This is a genomic window from Planctomycetaceae bacterium (assembly GCA_041398825.1).
GTDB lineage: Bacteria > Planctomycetota > Planctomycetia > Planctomycetales > Planctomycetaceae > F1-80-MAGs062.
This window is the reverse complement of sequence record JAWKTX010000017.1, coordinates 1-17,540: the sequence shown is the minus strand read 5'-3', so window position 1 is coordinate 17,540 and position 17,540 is coordinate 1. Positions and strand designations below refer to the sequence as shown.

Genomic DNA, 17,540 nt, shown 5'->3' with positions numbered 1-17,540 from the left:
AACTTCGCCGCCTGTTCACTTAACAGCCCTGTTGAAAAACGGGACTGGCTCGGGCAGGAGACCTCAAAACACGATGGTTTCCAGTCGTCCTGCGTGCCGGTCCCGGTTTTACAACGGACAGTTAGCCGCAAAGCGAAGGAAAGGCGCTCCGGAAGGCGCAGTTCTGCTGTCGCCGCCGGAGGGCTGCCTATTTTCGTCTTAATGCACTGGCAATAAAGTCCCGCGGCACCGTGGTGCGAGGGACGGATTGATCGAACCAGCTGCGAACATCGGCATCGAGGCAAACGCCGTGCATGAAGTTGTAGATGGCCTTCGTGAGCGACTTGCCCATTGCGTCGTGGTCAGCACCAACTGGGTCCACGAAACCGATATCATTTCTCGCAAACGTGGTCTCCGGCAACGATATCAACTTCACACCATATTCATCGGGACATTTGCCAACCGGTGAATGGACGGTGCAGGTGAACCGATGAAAGAATCCGGACTGAATACACCCTTCTTCAAACAACTGGCGAACGTATTCCAGGGAATCCACAGTTTCCTGAACAGTCTGAGTCGGAAAGCCATACATCAGATACGCATGCACAAGAATGCCAGCGTCAGTGAAAGCATGCGTCACTCGTGCGACCTGTTCGACGGTCACGCCTTTTTTCATCAGCTTCAGCAGGCGATCGGAAGCAACTTCAAGCCCCCCCGAAATGGCAATGCAACCGCTTTCGGCCAGTAGCTCACATAATTCCGGTGTGAACGATTTCTCGAAACGAATATTTCCCCACCAGGAAATTGTAACCCTCCGCCGAAGCAGTTCCTCGGCCATCGCGCGCAACGATTTTGGTGGTGCCGCTTCGTCGACGAAATGAAAACCCGTTTGCCCGGTTTCTTCAATGACCGCTTCGATACGGTCGACCAGTGTTGCCGCCGCAACATCGTCGTAACGACCAATATAGTCCAGTGTCACATCGCAGAAGCTGCATTTCTTCCAGTAACATCCATGTGCTACTGTCAGTTTGTTCCATCGACCATCGGACCAAAGTCGATGCATTGGGTTCAGCATGTCCAGCGTTGAAAGGTAATCACGAATCGGCAGACCATCCCAGGTTGGTGTGCCGGTTTCGGCGAAGGGCACATCAGGCTCAATGGCATTGATGTACCGCACAACCTGACTTGATTCCTTCGCCTGATCGGCGGACGAATGACGTACGAACGTACGAACCAAATTCTCCTCCGAACGCATACCGTTCAAATGTTCGATCAATGCCAGGAGTGGACGTTCGCCGTCATCCAGACAAACATAGTGGAAGAAATCAAACACTCGAACATCGGATAATTCGCGAAGTTCGGTATTAACGAATCCCCCACCGAGAACTGTTTTTATCTCCGGATGTAATGCACGCAGCGTCTGCGCGATTCGGAACGCAGCATAAACACAACCTGGAAAGGGAACCGACAGAAGTACCAGTTGGGGTTGATGTCGCTGGACAGCCGCCTGCGTCAATTCGTGCAGATACCGATCCACCAGATTATGCGGGGCGGCCAGCGCTTCGGACAAAGGATCAAATGTTGGTTGGCTTGCAGCAAGCGATTCGGCATACCGCACAAACTCGAATCGTGGATCGATGGCATCACGAATGACGTCGGCCAGATCACTCAGGTACAGGGTCGCCAGGTGCCTGGCGCGATCATGCGTCCCCAGAGCGCCGAAAGCCCAGTTCAATTCATCGTCATCGGGAGCATCGGCATCCCGGTGCTGATCCAGTGTCGCAAAACGAGGACCTTCCGGCAGATATCGACGTGATGTGATACGATGAGCCAGCGTGGAATCACGCCCCTGCAGAAACGCAATTAGCTGATCAATGGTCGACTGGTACAATTCGAACTGGTCGCAGAAACTGCGAACTGATCGAGTCGGCCTGCGAAGTTTTCTGCTGCGAATCTGATCGTAAATTGCGGTGACACCAGTTCTTGACAGCAACCGCAACACCAGACTTAATGCCAGATCCTCCTGAACAGCGTTCACGCCGCGCGACCGAAGAAAACCTGTCAGGTAAGCCGTGGAAGGATAAGGCGTGTTCAATTGCGTCATCGGCGGAATGATCGACAGAACGCGCATAGAATGCGTTACGGATTCGGTCATGGATTCATGATCGCTCGGCATTGAGTTCCTTCACAAGCCGCTGCACGACATCCCCCGCGCGAATTCCTTCTGATTCTGCGCTAAACGTGGTCAGTACGCGATGCGTCAGCACCGGTTCTGCAACGGCCAGCACATCTTCCAGCCTTGCCATGTAGCTGCCCGTCAGTGCGGCCCGGGATTTTGCCCCGAGAATCAGGTACTGAACAGCTCGGGGACCAGCCCCCCATGCAACGAGCGGCTTCAGCCATGCCGGAGCATCGGGCGTATTGGGTCGAGTCCGGCGGACCAGATCGACCGCAAATTCGTAGATGTGCTGCGGTACTGGAATCCGTCGCACCAGGCTCTGGAATCGCTGCACCGATTCGGCATTCAACACGTGCTCCAATGGAGGGATGGAGCCTCCGGTTGTTGTCCTGGCGATCTGAATCTCTTCATCTCGAGAGGGATAGTCCACCGTGATAAGAAACATGAACCGGTCCAGCTGAGCTTCAGGAAGTGGATAGGTTCCTTCCTGCTCAACAGGATTCTGTGTCGCAAGTACAAAGAATGGCGGTTCAAGTGGATACGGCCTTCCGACAACAGTGACCCGGTGTTCCTGCATGGCTTCCAGCATGGCCGCCTGAGTCTTCGAGGGAGCTCGGTTGATTTCATCCGCAAGCACAATGTTGGCAAAAACGGGCCCTTTGACAAATTCGAACTCCCGGCGACCGTCGTGGGTTTCCTGAAGAATATCCGTGCCCGTAATGTCCATGGGCATCAAATCCGGCGTGAACTGGATTCGACTGAAACTCAGCGACATGGTTTCAGCAAGGCGGCTCACCAGCAGTGTCTTTGCAAGGCCCGGGACACCCATCAGCAATGAATGCCCGCGGGCAAACAAACAAATGGCAAGCTGTTCGACAACCGTTTCCTGTCCGACAATGACGCGAGACAATTCGCGACACAACTTCTGATAAACCTCTCGCAGCTCATCTATCGCGCGAACGTCGTCCTGTTGCAGCTCGGGCTGCGTTTCTGCACTTACAGACATGTAAAGCCAATTCCAGTTTCGTGTAAATTTTTCGACTGCAGAATCCGGTTCCGTACGTTGAACTCAGCAAGCTCCGCTCCCGACAGACAATTCGTCTGCGAATCACTCAAGCGGAAGACGTGCCCTGAGCTCATCGGCTTGACGCTTCTCATCAGGCGTTCGACCTACCAGAGGTATTCAAGCACAAACTTTGACCCGTCCCGGAGGGAAATCTGAACAGAATTGTCTGAGTAGTCAAACTGTCGGGCCAGTTCCTTCCAGGCAACAATTTGTGATTCGTTCAGGATCAGGGCGAGTTTATCCGGCGAGACTCGCTTCATCACAATTGAAATGTATGCCAACTCACGACCGGGCTGCTGGTACCGATCAATGTCCGATGGCATGATTTCCCGAATCTGCTGACGCAGTGGCTCGATCTGGTCTTCATGCAACCACAGTTCCCTTTCGAGGGCCGTCTGAACGAAGTCGATGCAGGCTTCTCTTCCCCACGCTGTCCGTGACAGGCCCTGAAACTCAACTTCTTTACGGACCTGCGATATAGCGCGACGCCAGAGGGGATGATTCTGGACACGCGTCAAATCGACAGCTTCGCCGCCGATGGACAATCCATTATTCACTCCGCGAGCCTGGATATCGAGGCCCTGTAATTGCCGCAGCTGCTGATCCGCTCGAACCCGTTCCTGCAGCTCCGCCCGTTCGTCCGCCATTTTCCGGATCTGGTCTGCCCGTGACAGAAATCGCTCCATGGTTTCCGCCCGCCAGTCAGAGACAACTCTCGTCACAGCCCCCGATGCCGCTAACTGTAAATGCTCGACCTGCCGTGGATCCAGTTGCCAGAGCCGGCTGTATTCCACGACGCGCTCTTCCATCTCCTTCTTCAGAGAATCCAGATACTTTTGCGAAAGCAATCGCAGGTCCTCTTCCCAGTTGGTCAGACTAACGACGAAACGCGGGACGTTCGCCTGACGGCGCTGCATCTCGGGAAAAAAGGATTCCATCGTCAATCGCTGTTCGGGTGTCAGATCCAGCTCGCCGATGCGCCACGCCACAACTTTTGGAGAAAGATAATCCAGCGGACTTCCCGCGGTCTCGAATCCAAACAGACTTGTGTTCGAATTGCGAATGAGAGCCCGGAGTTCGTTTTCCAGCCGCATCTGCTGTTCTACGGACAGATGCAGTTGTTCATCCACTTCAGCAATGACGTGCGATCGATCTGCATTCATCAATCGCAAATTGCGTACGGACAATGCGTTCGAGTAAATCTCCAGCTGATGCACTGTCAGAAGCTTTCGAATCCGAACCTGAAACGACGTTCGATTCGTCAGCTCTGCTGAGCCGGGGGTTCTCGACAGTTCCAATGGTGCAAAATCGGGCAGTCGCGAAGCAGTTCCTTCAAGCCCCGCTTGACGCCAGGTTTCCTGCGACGACTCCACCGCTTCTTCACAAAGACTTTCGACCGCGATAAGCTGGTCTGCTGACAATTGACATTTTCTTGCCAACCAGCTGCGCCATGCAGAAAGATAAGCCGTCAAACGTTTGTGCCTGGTTCGTTCGGCATTTTCGAGCGATGTCAAATCGTTGACGGAGTCTGGCTTAATATGAGGTAGCAATGCCGACTCATCAGCAACTGCACACAGATGCGTTGTATGCCAGCTTAACAGAATCCCAATCCAGAGGATTCGCATCCGCATTACTCCACGCTAAGCGCCATGTTCAAACATCGAATCTCCTGTCAGTTTGGATATGATTGGGGTCAACTACAAGACGAAGTGTCAATTCAGGTGACCTGTCTCGTTGAATCGATTGTTGCCGCAGGTCACGCCAAAACATGTCCGTGGAACCAGAAAGCTCCGAAAGCACTGGGGTATTTTCACGAATTCCGCTAAAAGAGCCGCCGTTCCCCGGGTTTTTGTCGGGCGTGCTCAACAACCGGTGAAACACCCTTCCCTGCCACGGCCATCCGGTCTTCAATCTCGAACTGGCCGGGATTTGCAAGCCGTTCCGGAACTACCATCAATGAACGATAAAGACGCGTCTGACGCTGAGTCGGACGAACCGTGCCCTTTGTGTCTGGCAGGTGACACCATTCTGATTGACCGCAACACATCGAGAGAATTCTATCGGTGTGAACATTGTGGTTTGGTCCATGTTCCGAAGCGTTTTTTTCTTTCGGCGGACGAAGAATTCAGGATTTATGAACTCCACGAAAACGACATTTTCGACCCGGGATACCGTGGATTCCTGAATCGATTGTTTCAGCCAATTGCAGAACGAACAGCCCCTGATGCCTGTGGCCTGGACTTCGGCTGCGGACCCGGACCCGCCCTGGCCACGATGTTTCGAGAACGTGGGAATACGATGGACGTGTTCGACCCGTTCTATGCGAATCATCCGCACGTCCTGCAACGGAAATTTGATTTCGTGACATCAACGGAAGTTCTCGAACACCTTCATCACCCATGGCGGGAAATCCAGCAACTCTGGAATTGCGTCCGCCCGGGTGGCGTCATGGGAATCATGACCAAACGAATCCCAAAAGAGGCGTGCGATCGATTCTCAGACTGGTTCTACACGATCGACCCGACACACGTCGCTTTTTACGCCGACAGGACTTTCGAGTGGCTGGCTGGCAAACTGAATGGGACGCTGGAACTCCTGCGATCCGATGTGGCTGTGATCAGGAAGAAAACGTGTGAAAGCTGAAGATTCCAGAGCAAGAACTATATCGAACAATGCCTGAAGACCTGTTGCCGTCAAGAAAGTCTCCAGAAACCGGAAGTCCGGTTTCGCATCGAATGTCGGTTTGAATCGATCACCACAAATGCCGACAATACCGCCCCACAATTCTCTGCTCTTTACCTGAAGGCCCGTCATGATTCGTTCTGCCGTTACTGTCAGCATCGTTGAACAAGCTCGCAAGGGTCCTTTTGTTTACCACGATGATGTCGCAGCAGCGTGCTCCGACGCAGAGCGACTTGGTTTCGATGCTGTCGAACTCTTTGCACCTTCTGCCGATGCAATTCGCGCCCTGCCTCTTCAGGATTTGCTGAAGACGCATCAGTTGAGCCTCGCCGCTGTTGGTACGGGCGCAGGTATGGTGGTGCATGGTTTGCATTTGTGCGACGCTGATGAATCCCGACGAATTGCCGCACGAGAATTTATTCGGAATATCATCGATGCAGGTTCTGAGTTCGGCGCGCCGGCAATCATTGGATCCATGCAGGGAAAATGGGACCAGCAAACAGATAAACCCACGGCCATTGCCAGACTGCAGGAGGCATTGAACGATCTGGGCGAACACGCAGGGGCTCGTGGAGTCCCGTTGATTTACGAACCGCTCAATCGTTACGAGACAAATCTGGCTGTCACTATGGAGCAGGGAGTCGAACTTCTGAAACCACTCGCAACAAGCAACGTTCGATTGCTGGCGGATCTCTTCCATATGAATATTGAAGAATCCAGCCTGGAAGAGGCGATCCGAGACGCGGGGCATTTTATTGGCCACGTCCACTTTGTCGACTCAAACCGCCAGGCAGCAGGCCGTGGCCATATCGCTTACGAACCGATTGCCGATGCACTGGCTGCAATAGACTACAATGGCTACGCTTCTGCCGAAGCGTTTCCAGTCCCGGATTCCTCCACGGCAGCTGCCCGAACGATCGAAACATTTCGACGAGTATTTATGCGATAGTCCTGCTCAGACATTGTGCCCCGGGAGTCTTCCTTGGTTCCGGCCTGCGATGCAGAATGACGACTCCGGCAAGACCTCAACCGGGTCTCTCCTGGCCAACAAACAGTTACAGAATCACCTCTCCACAGACAACAAATACGGACACTGATCAATGCTCTATTCAGAATTGATTCATCCAAAGATTTCTGAAGTGGTCGCGCGCGCTGGCCACAGTTCGAAGATTCTGATTGCAGACGGTAACTACCCGGCTTCATCTGCGATCGGCCCCAAAGCTGAACTGGTGAGCCTGAACCTCGCCCCCGGACTTGTCACCGTTGCTCAGGTCCTGAAAGTCCTGCTGACGGCTGTACCCGTTGAAGCCGTCAACACCATGGGCATGCCCGACGACGATCCCTACAAGCTGCCCAGTGATCCTCCAGTCTGGAATGAATATCGCTCAATCCTGAGTTCTGCAGAACTGGACATCACGCTGGAGCCCATATCCCGGTGGGACTTCTACGATGCAGTTGACTCGCGTGACCATGTATTAACGATTCAAACCGGCGACCAGGCACTTTGGGCCAATCTGCTGTTGACTGTTGGAGTCCGAAAAGCAGGCCAGTAAGCGGAAGCGTGCGAACATCGCCAGGGATGGCGTTGGGATTCGGACAGCATCTCACTCCATTCTCTTTCCTCACGATTTATAAAACTTGCTTCGGCCTGTGCCTTCAGATTTGTTATGCTGCCCGGCATGTGATGGCAAGCTGAGCGCGAGAATCGGCGCTCGGTCCGTAATGTCACTCTACTCACAGGCTTTACGAAGTCTTCCAGGAGAATCCCTGAAATGTTGATTCGCTCATTTGTTGTTTCAGCGTCACTGATTGCAGCTCTCTTCACAGCAAATCTCGTTCAGGGTCAGGAAGACCTGAGGTGGAAGCTGAAGACCGGCGAATCCCTGAAGTACATTGTCCGACAATCGATCCAGCAGGAAATGACCATTGCAGGCAACAAGCAAAGCAGCCTGATGCAGCAGACTATGGATATGGGATGGGACGTCGTCGATGTCGGTTCAACCGGTGATGCCACCGTCAAACAGTCGATGAGGCGCATTCAGATGAAGATGAATGCCGGGGCGGTCGCGGTCGAATTCGACACTTCCAGCACGCAGGTCCCCGACAGCCCGACCGCTCGAATTATGGCTGACGTTTTCCGTAAGATCATCGATGCAGAATTCGTGGTCACCATGCGCCCAAGCGGCGAAATCAAGAACGTGGAAGTGCCCAAAGGTTTGCTGGAATCCATTACATCCGGACTGGGCCCCAATCCGCTGTTCACCGAAGACACGCTGCGTCAAACAATGCAGAAGACCACCGTGACTTTGCCGGAAAAGACAATCAAAGCGGGAGAATCCTGGGATAGTTCACACTCAATGGACATGCCGCTGGGGTCAATGAAAATTGACGCAAAGCTGACTTACGAAGGCAAAGACCCAAAGACCGGACTGGCCAGAATTTCTGTTGTCCCAACGGTTTCATTCTCCCCGAAAGAGAATTCTCCGGCCCAGATTGAGGTCATGAAATCAGAAGGCAAGGGTCAGGTTCTCTTCGATTCTGTTCAGGGTCGCATCATTCAGTCAGACCTGAATCTGACCCTGGAACTGCGCATCAGTCAGGCTGGTCAGGTTGTTAATCAGACGGTTGTACAAACAACGAATATGAATCTGGAAAAGTAGGCATTCGTGAAACGCATTTTTTTGACGCTGGCGATCCTGGGAAATATCTGCCTCTGGACAGCCGTGTTGTTTGGTTTATCAATCCGGGCGGGAATCACCCTTCCCGCCACAGATCCGCAGTTTCAGCTGGATCCGGCCTACAATGCTCGAATCAGCACGCATATGCTGATTGGTCTGGGCGCATTGACGTTCGCGACGCTGGTCCACGCAATCCTGTTTACTTACTTCATGGGGACTGGACGATGGATTGAAGAAACCAGTAACGCCTATGGCCTGGACGCTGCATGGTACAACAGCAACCAGAAGGTCAAATATGGCGTACTTCCCGGAATCGTCGTGGTTCTGTTGCTGCTGATCGCCACCGGAGCTTTTGGCGCTGTCGCAGATCCTGCGACGCCCGTTAGTCTTGGCAAATCCGATGCTGCGATTCACTTTTTTGTGGCCGTTTCCACCGCTCTGGCGAACCTGCTGGTCAACGGACTGGAATTTATCGCAGTCCTGAAGAATGCTTCAATTATCGAAGATGTCCTTAGGCAGGTCCGCCGCATTCGCGATGAACGCGGTTTGCCCGTCGAATAATCTGAGATTGAATACCAATGGAGCGTTGAACAGATAATCAACAATGACCGGCAGTTTCGATAATTTTCCTGAAACGCTCGCAGCCATTCAACATGGTATCGATCGGCGACTCCACACGGCCCTCCAGATCTGCGTCAACGTGCGGGGTCAGAATGTTCTGAACGACGCTCATGGTCTTGCTGCACCACAGATTCCTGCCACGCGCGACACGGTAATGCTTTGGCGTTCTGCTGGTAAACCGTTAACGGCGTTGTTGATCCTCAAGCGAATCGAACAGGCGGTCTTCAGTCTGGACTCGCAGGTCTGCGACCTGATTCCCCCTGCCGCTCAATCATCTTCCTCTGCGATGCCGGGTTCACTGACGATTCGGCAACTGCTGACTCATACGGGCGGCATCCCGACAGTTGAAACCGGATGGCCTCATGCAGACTGGGATCATTCCATTCGAACCCTGCTCTCCTCGCAATTTCAATTCGAGCCCGGCACGGCAGCCTATCATCCACAGTCCAGCTGGTTCCTGCTGGGAGAGATTCTCCGTCGCACATCGGCCCACCCCGATCTATCGTTTTCAGCGATCCTTCAAACAGAATTGCTGGATCCGCTGCTGATGGTGAATACAACCTGTGGATCGATCACGGGCGATGAGGTGCCGGAAGCCATGGCGATGAGGACCGGGCAGCTGGCAACGATTTATGAACGCACTGGTGGAGAACTGACAGAGTCTCTGTATAACGCGCCTGAATATCGATCCCGGCCTTCGCCGGGTGGTTCATTGATGGGTCCGGTGAGCGACCTGTGCAGATTCTATGAAGTGCTGCACGACCATGGACGACTGGCCGATGGAAGCCACTTTGTTGAACCCGGCACGATCAGTCAGATGGTTCAGCGCCAGCGAATCGGTCTGTTCGATCACACACTTCAACATAACGTTGACTTTGGATTTGGTGTCATCGTCAATTCGAATCGTTACGGAATTCATACGGTACCATATGGATTCGGTCGCTTCGCCAGTGAAAAGACCTTCGGGCACGGGGGAGCGCAATGTTCGATGGCATTCTGTGACCCGGAAAATGAGATCACTGTCGCCTGGGCCGCCAACGGCTTTTGCGGAGAAGGTCAACACCAGCGACGTAACCGTACCATCAATGAAGCGATCTATGTGGATCTCGCCAACAGTCAGCTCGTTAAACTTCCGGCCCACGATTGAAGTATCCGTAACATGATGAAGACGATTCTGGTGACCGGTGGGGCTGGATTTATTGGCAGCTGTTTCGTGCGACGCGCTGTCGCACGCGGTGGCGTCCGCATTATCAATCTGGATAAACTGACCTACGCTGGCAACCCGGATTCCCTGCCTCAAACAGACTCTGCGCGACACACACTGGTCGTTGGCGATATTGGCGACCGGGAACTTGTGCGAAGCCTTTTAAAGACGCACCAACCGGTTGCAATCGTGAACTTTGCAGCAGAGTCCCACGTCGACAGATCCATTGACGGTCCACTGGATTTTGTTCAGACCAACGTTGTTGGAACCTGTTGCCTGCTTGAAGAAGTCAGAAGCTATTTTGCTCAACTCGATTCACGGGAAGCCCGGGAGTTTCGTTTTCTGCATGTCTCTACCGATGAAGTTTATGGTTCGCTGGGAGACACAGGGCTGTTCACAGAAACAACACCGTACTCGCCCAACAGCCCGTATTCAGCATCCAAGGCCTCGTCCGATCATTTCGTTCGTGCATGGCTGCATACCTATGGGCTGCCCGTGCTGATTACCAACTGCAGCAACAACTATGGTCCATACCAGTTCCCGGAAAAACTCATTCCATTGATGATCCTGAATGCGATTGAAGGGAAGCCAATGCCGGTTTACGGCGACGGCCTGAATGTCCGCGACTGGCTGTATGTGGAAGATCACTGTGCAGCTATTGAGTCTGTGCTGGACCGGGGACGTATCGGAGAATGCTACAATATTGGCGGCAACAACGAGCAGACAAACATCGATATCGTCAGGACGATCTGCAGCACAGTCGATCGACTCTGCCCGCACCTGTCACATAAACCTTGCGAGTCATTGATCACGTATGTGCAGGATCGCCCGGGCCACGACAAACGTTATGCCATTGATGCCTCAAAAATTTCAAATGAGCTCGGATGGACTCCCCAACAGGACTTCGCCACCGGCATCGAACACACGATCCAATGGTACATCCAGAATTCCATCTGGGTCGAACGTGTCCAAAGCGGCAAGTACCAGCGTGGACGACTTGGTCTTGCCTGACAACGTCCGTATTCATGATCCCGGAACTCCATCCTGAAACAGGAAATGTTTTCCGGCCAGATCAACGCATCCCGCCCAGCATGGCGTCGCTAGTTGACCTGAAGTCGCCGTTTGAATTCCTCGGAAGTGACCCCTTTTTCTCTGATGGACCGAATGGTCTCGGACAGATCACGTTTTGCCAGTCTTCGCCCCTGTTCATCGCACAGCAGCGGATGATGGTGGTAGACTGGCGTTGGCAAATCCAACAGATGCTGCAGAAGTCGATGCAGGTGAGTTGCTTCGAAAAGATCTTTGCCGCGTGTAACGAGGTTCACGTTCTGGAAAGCATCATCGTGAACCACGGCAAGATGGTAACTGCAGCCGATATCTTTTCGAACAAGCACGACATCGCCTAATCGCTCAGGGGCAGCGACCTGCACACCGCACACCTGATCGTGCCATTCGAGAACACTTGTGACAGAATCGAGCGCGCGATTCAGATCCAGACGCATTGCGTATTCATCTCCCCGATGAATGCGAAACTGCCGTTCGTCTTCACTTAAGCCCCGACACGTTCCCGGGTACAACGGGCCTTCAGGTCCCTGTGGCGCGGCACCTGCGGATTCGATTTCTCTTTGGATGTCCCGACGCGTACAAAAGCATGGATACAGCAGACCGCGCTGCGTCAGATTCTCAGCAACCGCTCGATATTCACACAAGTGTTGCGATTGAATTCGCACGGGCTCAGCCCATTCCAGACCCAGCCACTCAAGATCTATCAGTATTGATTGCGCAAATTCCTCCCTGCAGCGAGTGAAGTCAATGTCTTCCAGCCTGAGCAGGAACTTTCCACCATGATCCAGTGTATTCTGGTAGGCAATCAGGGCAGAAAAAGCGTGCCCCGAATGTAAATAACCAGTAGGACTTGGTGCAAAACGAGTGATTACAGGTCCTGTCATCAGCGTTAATTCTTCCTCCGGAGGGGGTTGATCAGGAGTCTGGCATGGACATTGCCTATGAATTTAACGAGGCTTGATCCGCTGTGAAAACCGGTTTTTCAGCAGTTCTCCTTGTCACAGAATTGAATCCCTGTCAGATTCCTTATGAGGAAAGTCCTGGCGCAATGTTGTCAGGGCAGTTCAGTGCCCGAAACACTCGGAGACGTCATCACCCATTTTCAAGAACAACGCAGCAAGCAGGTCTTCAGCACCGCCATCATTCCTTTAAGCAATCGGAGCCCGTGAATGTCCGTCGTTAATCCGCCGTCAGCATCAGAGCAACGTCACAAGGAATCCGTCGACACCGTCGTCATACGCTTCGCCGGGGATAGCGGTGATGGAATGCAGCTGGCTGGCACGCAATTTACAAATGTGTCCGCAGTCTTCGGGAATGACGTCTGTACTTTGCCCGACTTTCCCGCAGAAATCCGTGCTCCTGTTGGGACGGTGGCCGGGGTCAGCGGTTTTCAGTTGTGTTTTTCCAGCAACGACATTTTTACCCCTGGTGATGAAGTTGACACGCTGGTTGCAATGAATCCGGCGGCCCTGAAGTCAAATATCGGCGACCTGAAACGCGGTGGCACGCTGATCGTCAATGAAGATTCGTTTGAACTCTCTAATCTTCAGAAAGCCGGTTATGCATCAAATCCGCTTGAGACGGATGAACTAGCCGGTTATCGAATTCATCGTGTTCCGATGACACGACTGACCAGGGATTCCGTTGAAGGACTGGGGTTGTCGCAGCGCGAAGCTGACCGATGCAAGAACTTCTTTGCTCTGGGACTTGTCTACTGGCTGTACGATCGTGATCCAAAGCCAACAGAAGAATGGATTCAGACAAAATTTGCCAGGAAGCAGGATATCGCCGAAGCAAACCTTCGGGCGTTGAAAGGGGGATCTGACTTCGCGTTCTCGACCGAGGCCTTCACTGTTCATTACGAAGTGCCGCCTGCCAAACTGGCCCCTGGCAAGTATCGCAAGATCACCGGAAACGAAGCCCTCGCAATGGGTATGGCAACAGCAGCGAAGGTTTCGAATGCAGACCTGGTGTTTTCCGGTTATCCGATTACACCTGCCAGTGACATTCTTCATGAACTATCGAAGCTCAAGAACTTTGGTTGTACAACTTTCCAGGCCGAAGACGAAATTGCTGCGATGTCAGCAACATGTGGTGCGGCGTTTGGCGGCGCACTGGCGGTTACCGCAAGCAGCGGACCAGGAATCTGCCTGAAGGGCGAAGCAATGGGCCTTGGCATGATTACCGAACTGCCAATGGTCATTATCGACGTTCAGCGTGGTGGCCCCAGTACTGGCCTTCCAACCAAGACAGAACAGTCTGACTTACTGCTGGTCTTATTCGGCCGCAACGGCGAATCTCCTCTACCGGTCATCGCAGCACAAACACCAGGTGATTGCTTCTGGGCGATTCAGGATGCGCTGCGAATAGCCGTTGAGTTCATGACCCCTGTGGTTCTTCTTTCTGACGGGTACATTGCTAACGGTGCTGAGCCGTGGTCTGTGCCGTCCGTATCGGACATCAGACCAATTCCGGTCAACTTTGCAAAAGAACTGAATTCGCCGGACGGATACATGCCCTACCTTCGGGATGAACGGCTCGTCCGTCCATGGGCTCGTCCCGGAACTCCCGGACTTGAACACCGTATTGGGGGGCTTGAGAAGAAAGATGTAACCGGCAATGTGGAATATGGGCCGGATAACCATCAGCACATGTCTGATACGCGCGCTCGCAAAGTTGCCAACATCGCAAACTCCATTCCGGATCAGGAAGTCGATGGCCCCGAATCAGGGGACCTTCTTGTGATTAGCTGGGGAGGCACCTATGGAGCCGTCCGCACCGCTGTACGGGAAGCCAGACGTCAGGGCAGGAGTGTTGCGCATGCCCATGTCCGATACCTGAACCCGCTACCGAAGAATATGAAACAGCTTCTCAGCAGTTACCGGAAAGTATTGATCCCCGAACTGAATCTGGGACAGCTGTCAATGGTCATTCGGTCCAGATTCCTGGTAGACGCAATTCCATACAACAAGATCCAGGGCAAACCATTCAAGACCAGCGAACTGGTCAACAAAATCAATGATGTTCTCGCCAACTGAGTATCTCTGAATCCATATCCTCAGTTCGCCATCTATCAGGCCCCCCGGGGCCCGGCAATTTCCACATAATCAAAATCAAAGATGATCACACCTAAACGCACAGGAATGTAATCTCATGAGTACTGTACTTCCGCAGCTAACTGCAAAGGACTTTGCCAGCAACCAGGACGTCAAATGGTGCCCCCGGTGCGGCGACTATTCCATACTGGCACAAATGAAGAAGGTGCTGCCGGAGCTCGGCATCCCCCGCGAAGACATTTGTTTCGTGTCGGGCATCGGTTGCTCCAGCCGGTTTCCGTACTACATGAATACCTATGGATTTCACAGTATCCATGGTCGCGCACCGGCAGTAGCGACAGGTCTGAAACTGGCAAATCCCGGAATGCACATCTGGGTGATCACCGGCGATGGCGATGCGTTGTCTATTGGCGGCAATCATCTAATGCACGCCATCCGAAGAAATGTGGACCTGAACATCATTCTTTTTAATAACCAGATCTATGGCCTGACGAAGGGACAGTACTCCCCAACAAGTCCGCTCGGCAAGAAAACCAAAAGTACTCCATTCGGATCTGTCGACAACCCATTGAACCCGTTGTCCGTTGCCATTGGCTGTGAAGCAACCTTTGTCGCGCGTTCAGTGGATGTGGACATTAAGCACCTGGCAGAGACCCTGAAGAGAGCTGCGGAACACAAGGGAACCTCTTTTGTTGAGGTGTACCAGGATTGCAATGTCTTCAATACAGGGGCATTCAATTACGCTTCCAAGAAAGGCGAAAAGGAGGACCATGTGGTCTACCTGGAACACGGCAAGCCACTTCGCTTCGGTGCGAATAAAGAGAAAGGCATTCGGCTGAATTCATATGGTCGAGCAGAAGTGGTGGAACTTGGCAGCGGTGTTTCTGAGGATGACCTGTTGTTCCACGATGAAAGCGCCCACGATCCCAGCCTTGCATTTCTGCTGGCACAAATGCGACATCCGGAATTCCCGGAACCGATGGGTGTGCTCCGTAACGTCCAGCGTCCTGTTTACGACGAAGAAGTCCGTAAGCAGGTCGCCCAGGCCAGAGGAAATGCAGGTGAGGGTGATCTGGAGCAACTGTTTAACAGCGGCGATACCTGGATTGTGAAATAGCTTTTTTCAAGCAGCTCCGAAGCAAATCACGGCCACGGCTTTAACTTGACTTAACTTAACTGTCCGTTGAAAAACCGGGACAGGCAGGACGACTGGAAACCATCGTGTTCTCAGGTCTCCTGCTCGAGCCAGTCCCGCTTTTCATCAGTCTGTTAAGACCGTGGCCTTTCAGACAAACGTATGTGTACCTGAGATCCAATCAAACGTATGTGTACCTGAGATCCATTCATGCCTGAAGTGTCCCGCGATCAGGCCTCCTGTTGGCTGGCTGTGAACGTCTCTGGATCACCAATGTGCGTTTGAGCCTGTCTGAGGAAGGTCATCAGTTCGGAGCCTTCGACGTGAGCTGCCGCTGAATGCTGAGGTGTGAGCTTAGACTGTTGGAGCAGCCCTGCGTTCTGAGCGAATCAGCAGGACTGAATAAACAAGCAGGGAAATAATCGCAAGACTGGCAAACCACCCGAAACTGCGTTCGTCACTGAGCAACCAACCAGCCATGCCGACCAACGCTGATAACAGACAGGCCCGACGCAGGAAACTGGTGAACTGGGTGCTGGTCGTCAGAAGAAAAATGGCCGCTGCTCCACAGGCCAGAGCCCAGAGCAATCCGAGTCCGGTTTGAACCGTCTTTGCAGACCTTACATCCAGTGCCAGTGAAGCATTTCCGCCGGGTCGAACAAAGTCCATGCGAACGCCGTCAGACGGTATTTCAAACTGAAGAGACAAGAGTCCCGTGGATTCTGCTGATGACACTTGCTGCTCCATGGTTTTGTTGTCTGATTGAAAAACCGGACTCTGTTCGAAGTTTTGCACCTGGTTGATCGCAGACTGTTCTTCCATCGAAGGTCTGGCTGCAGGCTCTGGCTGCTGCCCACTCTGCCGACGTTCCAGGAGCTTTGATCGCTGAGCCTCACGCTGTGGAGAAGCATTACTCGCAGAGGGCTGTTTTGAACCTTTGAGCTGCCCAAACCTCGGGATGGCCCGGTCGGCGGATTCTTTTTTCTCCTCCAGCGTGCGAGTTTCAACACGATCACTTTGAGGCTTCTCCATCAACCTTCCCAGGGACTCGGTTTCATCCAGCTTCAGCTCAGGATCTGACAGTTGAAAACCAAACAACTGACCAGAGACGCCGAATTGGTCACCCGGGGAAACATGAGCCCGATTGTCTGCAACGAAATCGCCGTTGCTGCGCAGGACGAGTCCGTTTTGATTGAGGTCCGATTCGTAGAGGAAAAGGTTGCTGCCAGATCCGGAAGCAAAACTCCCTGGCTCCCCCATGATCTGCAGCCCATCCCTATCAGAGTCCATATCCAGATTCATCTCTGATTGAATCTTGTTCAGTACCTGGTCGCGCTCTCCACGTGTTTCGGTCTCATTGCCCTGAAGCTGTTGTATCATCGCCTCATTCCTTTTGAGTTCGCGATACAGATTCCTGCGTGACAGGCTGTCCTTTGCTGCAGACAGTGAATTCAACAACCAGTTTGTCTGCTCCACCGTCGAAAGCAGAGACGCATCTTCAAACGAACGGACATCGGCAGAAATAACATTTGTGCGCTGAGAATCTTCGACCAGCGACGCACTCCATGACTGCGGTACGTAGACGCTCCAGCGATTGCGTGAAATTGAGATGCCAAACTCCGGATCATCCCGAAATTCCGGGAATGTCGGCACAGGCACCTGCAGACGACGTTCTGCAAACTGCGTCTTCAGATCCTGTACATCACTATTCATCCGACCGGAAAGAGCAAATTTGACATCAAAAGCCTTCCCGGAAACTCCTGACTGCGGTACCGGAATCAAATACCGGACAATCGTATCGTTCCTCTGAACAACAATCCGCGTGGGGATATTGTCAACCAGGCAGAACAGGAACCGTCCTGCATCCGGTATTGC

The 17,540-nt window shown here is 53.0% G+C and carries 14 protein-coding genes; 9 read left to right on the top strand and 5 right to left on the bottom strand.

The window, feature by feature from the left end; genetic code table 11:
- Window positions 1–187 precede the first annotated feature (187 nt).
- From R3C20_23175 to R3C20_23165, 3 genes are all read right to left on the bottom strand, one after another.
- Complete coding sequence (locus R3C20_23175; protein MEZ6043412.1) at window positions 188–2,155, bottom strand: radical SAM protein; 1,968 nt, start codon at window positions 2,153–2,155, stop codon at window positions 188–190.
- Window positions 2,139–3,164: an AAA family ATPase gene (locus tag R3C20_23170; GenBank protein ID MEZ6043411.1), complete on the bottom strand. Its 1,026-nt coding sequence runs from the start codon at window positions 3,162–3,164 to the stop codon at window positions 2,139–2,141. The genes R3C20_23175 and R3C20_23170 overlap by 17 nt, the downstream gene beginning before the upstream one ends.
- 164 nt (window positions 3,165–3,328) lie before the next feature.
- The gene (locus R3C20_23165) at window positions 3,329–4,849 is read right to left on the bottom strand and encodes a hypothetical protein (GenBank protein ID MEZ6043410.1); all 1,521 of its coding nucleotides are present in this window, start codon (window positions 4,847–4,849) and stop codon (window positions 3,329–3,331) included.
- A 331-nt stretch (window positions 4,850–5,180) separates the two neighbouring features.
- Between R3C20_23165 and R3C20_23160 the strand changes: the two genes are divergently transcribed.
- From R3C20_23160 to rfbB, 7 genes are all read left to right on the top strand, one after another.
- Window positions 5,181–5,867: a class I SAM-dependent methyltransferase gene (locus R3C20_23160; protein MEZ6043409.1), complete on the top strand. Its 687-nt coding sequence runs from the start codon at window positions 5,181–5,183 to the stop codon at window positions 5,865–5,867.
- A 169-nt stretch (window positions 5,868–6,036) separates the two neighbouring features.
- Window positions 6,037–6,855: a sugar phosphate isomerase/epimerase family protein gene (locus R3C20_23155; protein ID MEZ6043408.1), complete on the top strand. Its 819-nt coding sequence runs from the start codon at window positions 6,037–6,039 to the stop codon at window positions 6,853–6,855.
- A gap of 151 nt (window positions 6,856–7,006) precedes the next feature.
- On the top strand, window positions 7,007–7,459 hold the full coding sequence (locus tag R3C20_23150) for an RbsD/FucU family protein (protein ID MEZ6043407.1): 453 nt from the start codon (window positions 7,007–7,009) through the stop codon (window positions 7,457–7,459).
- A 219-nt stretch (window positions 7,460–7,678) separates the two neighbouring features.
- Entirely contained in the window at window positions 7,679–8,566 is an 888-nt protein-coding gene (locus tag R3C20_23145) for a DUF6263 family protein (protein ID MEZ6043406.1), read from the top strand.
- 6 nt (window positions 8,567–8,572) lie between these two features.
- Entirely contained in the window at window positions 8,573–9,145 is a 573-nt protein-coding gene (locus R3C20_23140) for a hypothetical protein (GenBank protein ID MEZ6043405.1), read from the top strand.
- 43 nt (window positions 9,146–9,188) lie between these two features.
- Complete coding sequence (locus R3C20_23135; GenBank protein MEZ6043404.1) at window positions 9,189–10,352, top strand: serine hydrolase domain-containing protein; 1,164 nt, start codon at window positions 9,189–9,191, stop codon at window positions 10,350–10,352.
- 15 nt (window positions 10,353–10,367) lie between these two features.
- Window positions 10,368–11,420, top strand: coding sequence for a dTDP-glucose 4,6-dehydratase (rfbB, locus tag R3C20_23130; GenBank protein MEZ6043403.1), 1,053 nt, complete (start codon window positions 10,368–10,370; stop codon window positions 11,418–11,420).
- An 89-nt stretch (window positions 11,421–11,509) separates the two neighbouring features.
- Here rfbB and gluQRS read toward each other — a convergent pair whose 3' ends face one another.
- On the bottom strand, window positions 11,510–12,358 hold the full coding sequence (gluQRS, locus tag R3C20_23125) for a tRNA glutamyl-Q(34) synthetase GluQRS (protein MEZ6043402.1): 849 nt from the start codon (window positions 12,356–12,358) through the stop codon (window positions 11,510–11,512).
- A gap of 285 nt (window positions 12,359–12,643) precedes the next feature.
- Here gluQRS and R3C20_23120 point away from each other — a divergent pair, with 285 nt between their 5' ends.
- Window positions 12,644–14,512 (top strand): 2-oxoacid:acceptor oxidoreductase subunit alpha, encoded by a 1,869-nt coding sequence (locus R3C20_23120; protein ID MEZ6043401.1) that lies wholly within the window; start codon window positions 12,644–12,646, stop codon window positions 14,510–14,512.
- 115 nt (window positions 14,513–14,627) lie between these two features.
- On the top strand, window positions 14,628–15,647 hold the full coding sequence (locus R3C20_23115; GenBank protein ID MEZ6043400.1) for a 2-oxoacid:ferredoxin oxidoreductase subunit beta: 1,020 nt from the start codon (window positions 14,628–14,630) through the stop codon (window positions 15,645–15,647).
- 372 nt (window positions 15,648–16,019) lie between these two features.
- Here the strand turns inward: R3C20_23115 and R3C20_23110 are convergent.
- The coding region (locus R3C20_23110; GenBank protein ID MEZ6043399.1) for a hypothetical protein at window positions 16,020–17,540 on the bottom strand (1,521 nt) is incomplete at its 5' end.

Coding starts and splice junctions, on each gene's coding strand:
- gluQRS (MEZ6043402.1), bottom strand. CDS start 12,358: ATGACAGGACCTGTAATCACTCGTTTTGCACCAAGTCCTACTGGTTAT.
- R3C20_23160 (MEZ6043409.1), top strand. CDS start 5,181: ATGAACGATAAAGACGCGTCTGACGCTGAGTCGGACGAACCGTGCCCT.
- R3C20_23170 (MEZ6043411.1), bottom strand. CDS start 3,164: ATGTCTGTAAGTGCAGAAACGCAGCCCGAGCTGCAACAGGACGACGTT.
- rfbB (MEZ6043403.1), top strand. CDS start 10,368: ATGAAGACGATTCTGGTGACCGGTGGGGCTGGATTTATTGGCAGCTGT.
- R3C20_23165 (MEZ6043410.1), bottom strand. CDS start 4,849: ATGCGAATCCTCTGGATTGGGATTCTGTTAAGCTGGCATACAACGCAT.
- R3C20_23150 (MEZ6043407.1), top strand. CDS start 7,007: ATGCTCTATTCAGAATTGATTCATCCAAAGATTTCTGAAGTGGTCGCG.
- R3C20_23145 (MEZ6043406.1), top strand. CDS start 7,679: ATGTTGATTCGCTCATTTGTTGTTTCAGCGTCACTGATTGCAGCTCTC.
- R3C20_23135 (MEZ6043404.1), top strand. CDS start 9,189: ATGACCGGCAGTTTCGATAATTTTCCTGAAACGCTCGCAGCCATTCAA.
- R3C20_23175 (MEZ6043412.1), bottom strand. CDS start 2,155: ATGCCGAGCGATCATGAATCCATGACCGAATCCGTAACGCATTCTATG.
- R3C20_23155 (MEZ6043408.1), top strand. CDS start 6,037: ATGATTCGTTCTGCCGTTACTGTCAGCATCGTTGAACAAGCTCGCAAG.
- R3C20_23115 (MEZ6043400.1), top strand. CDS start 14,628: ATGAGTACTGTACTTCCGCAGCTAACTGCAAAGGACTTTGCCAGCAAC.
- R3C20_23120 (MEZ6043401.1), top strand. CDS start 12,644: ATGTCCGTCGTTAATCCGCCGTCAGCATCAGAGCAACGTCACAAGGAA.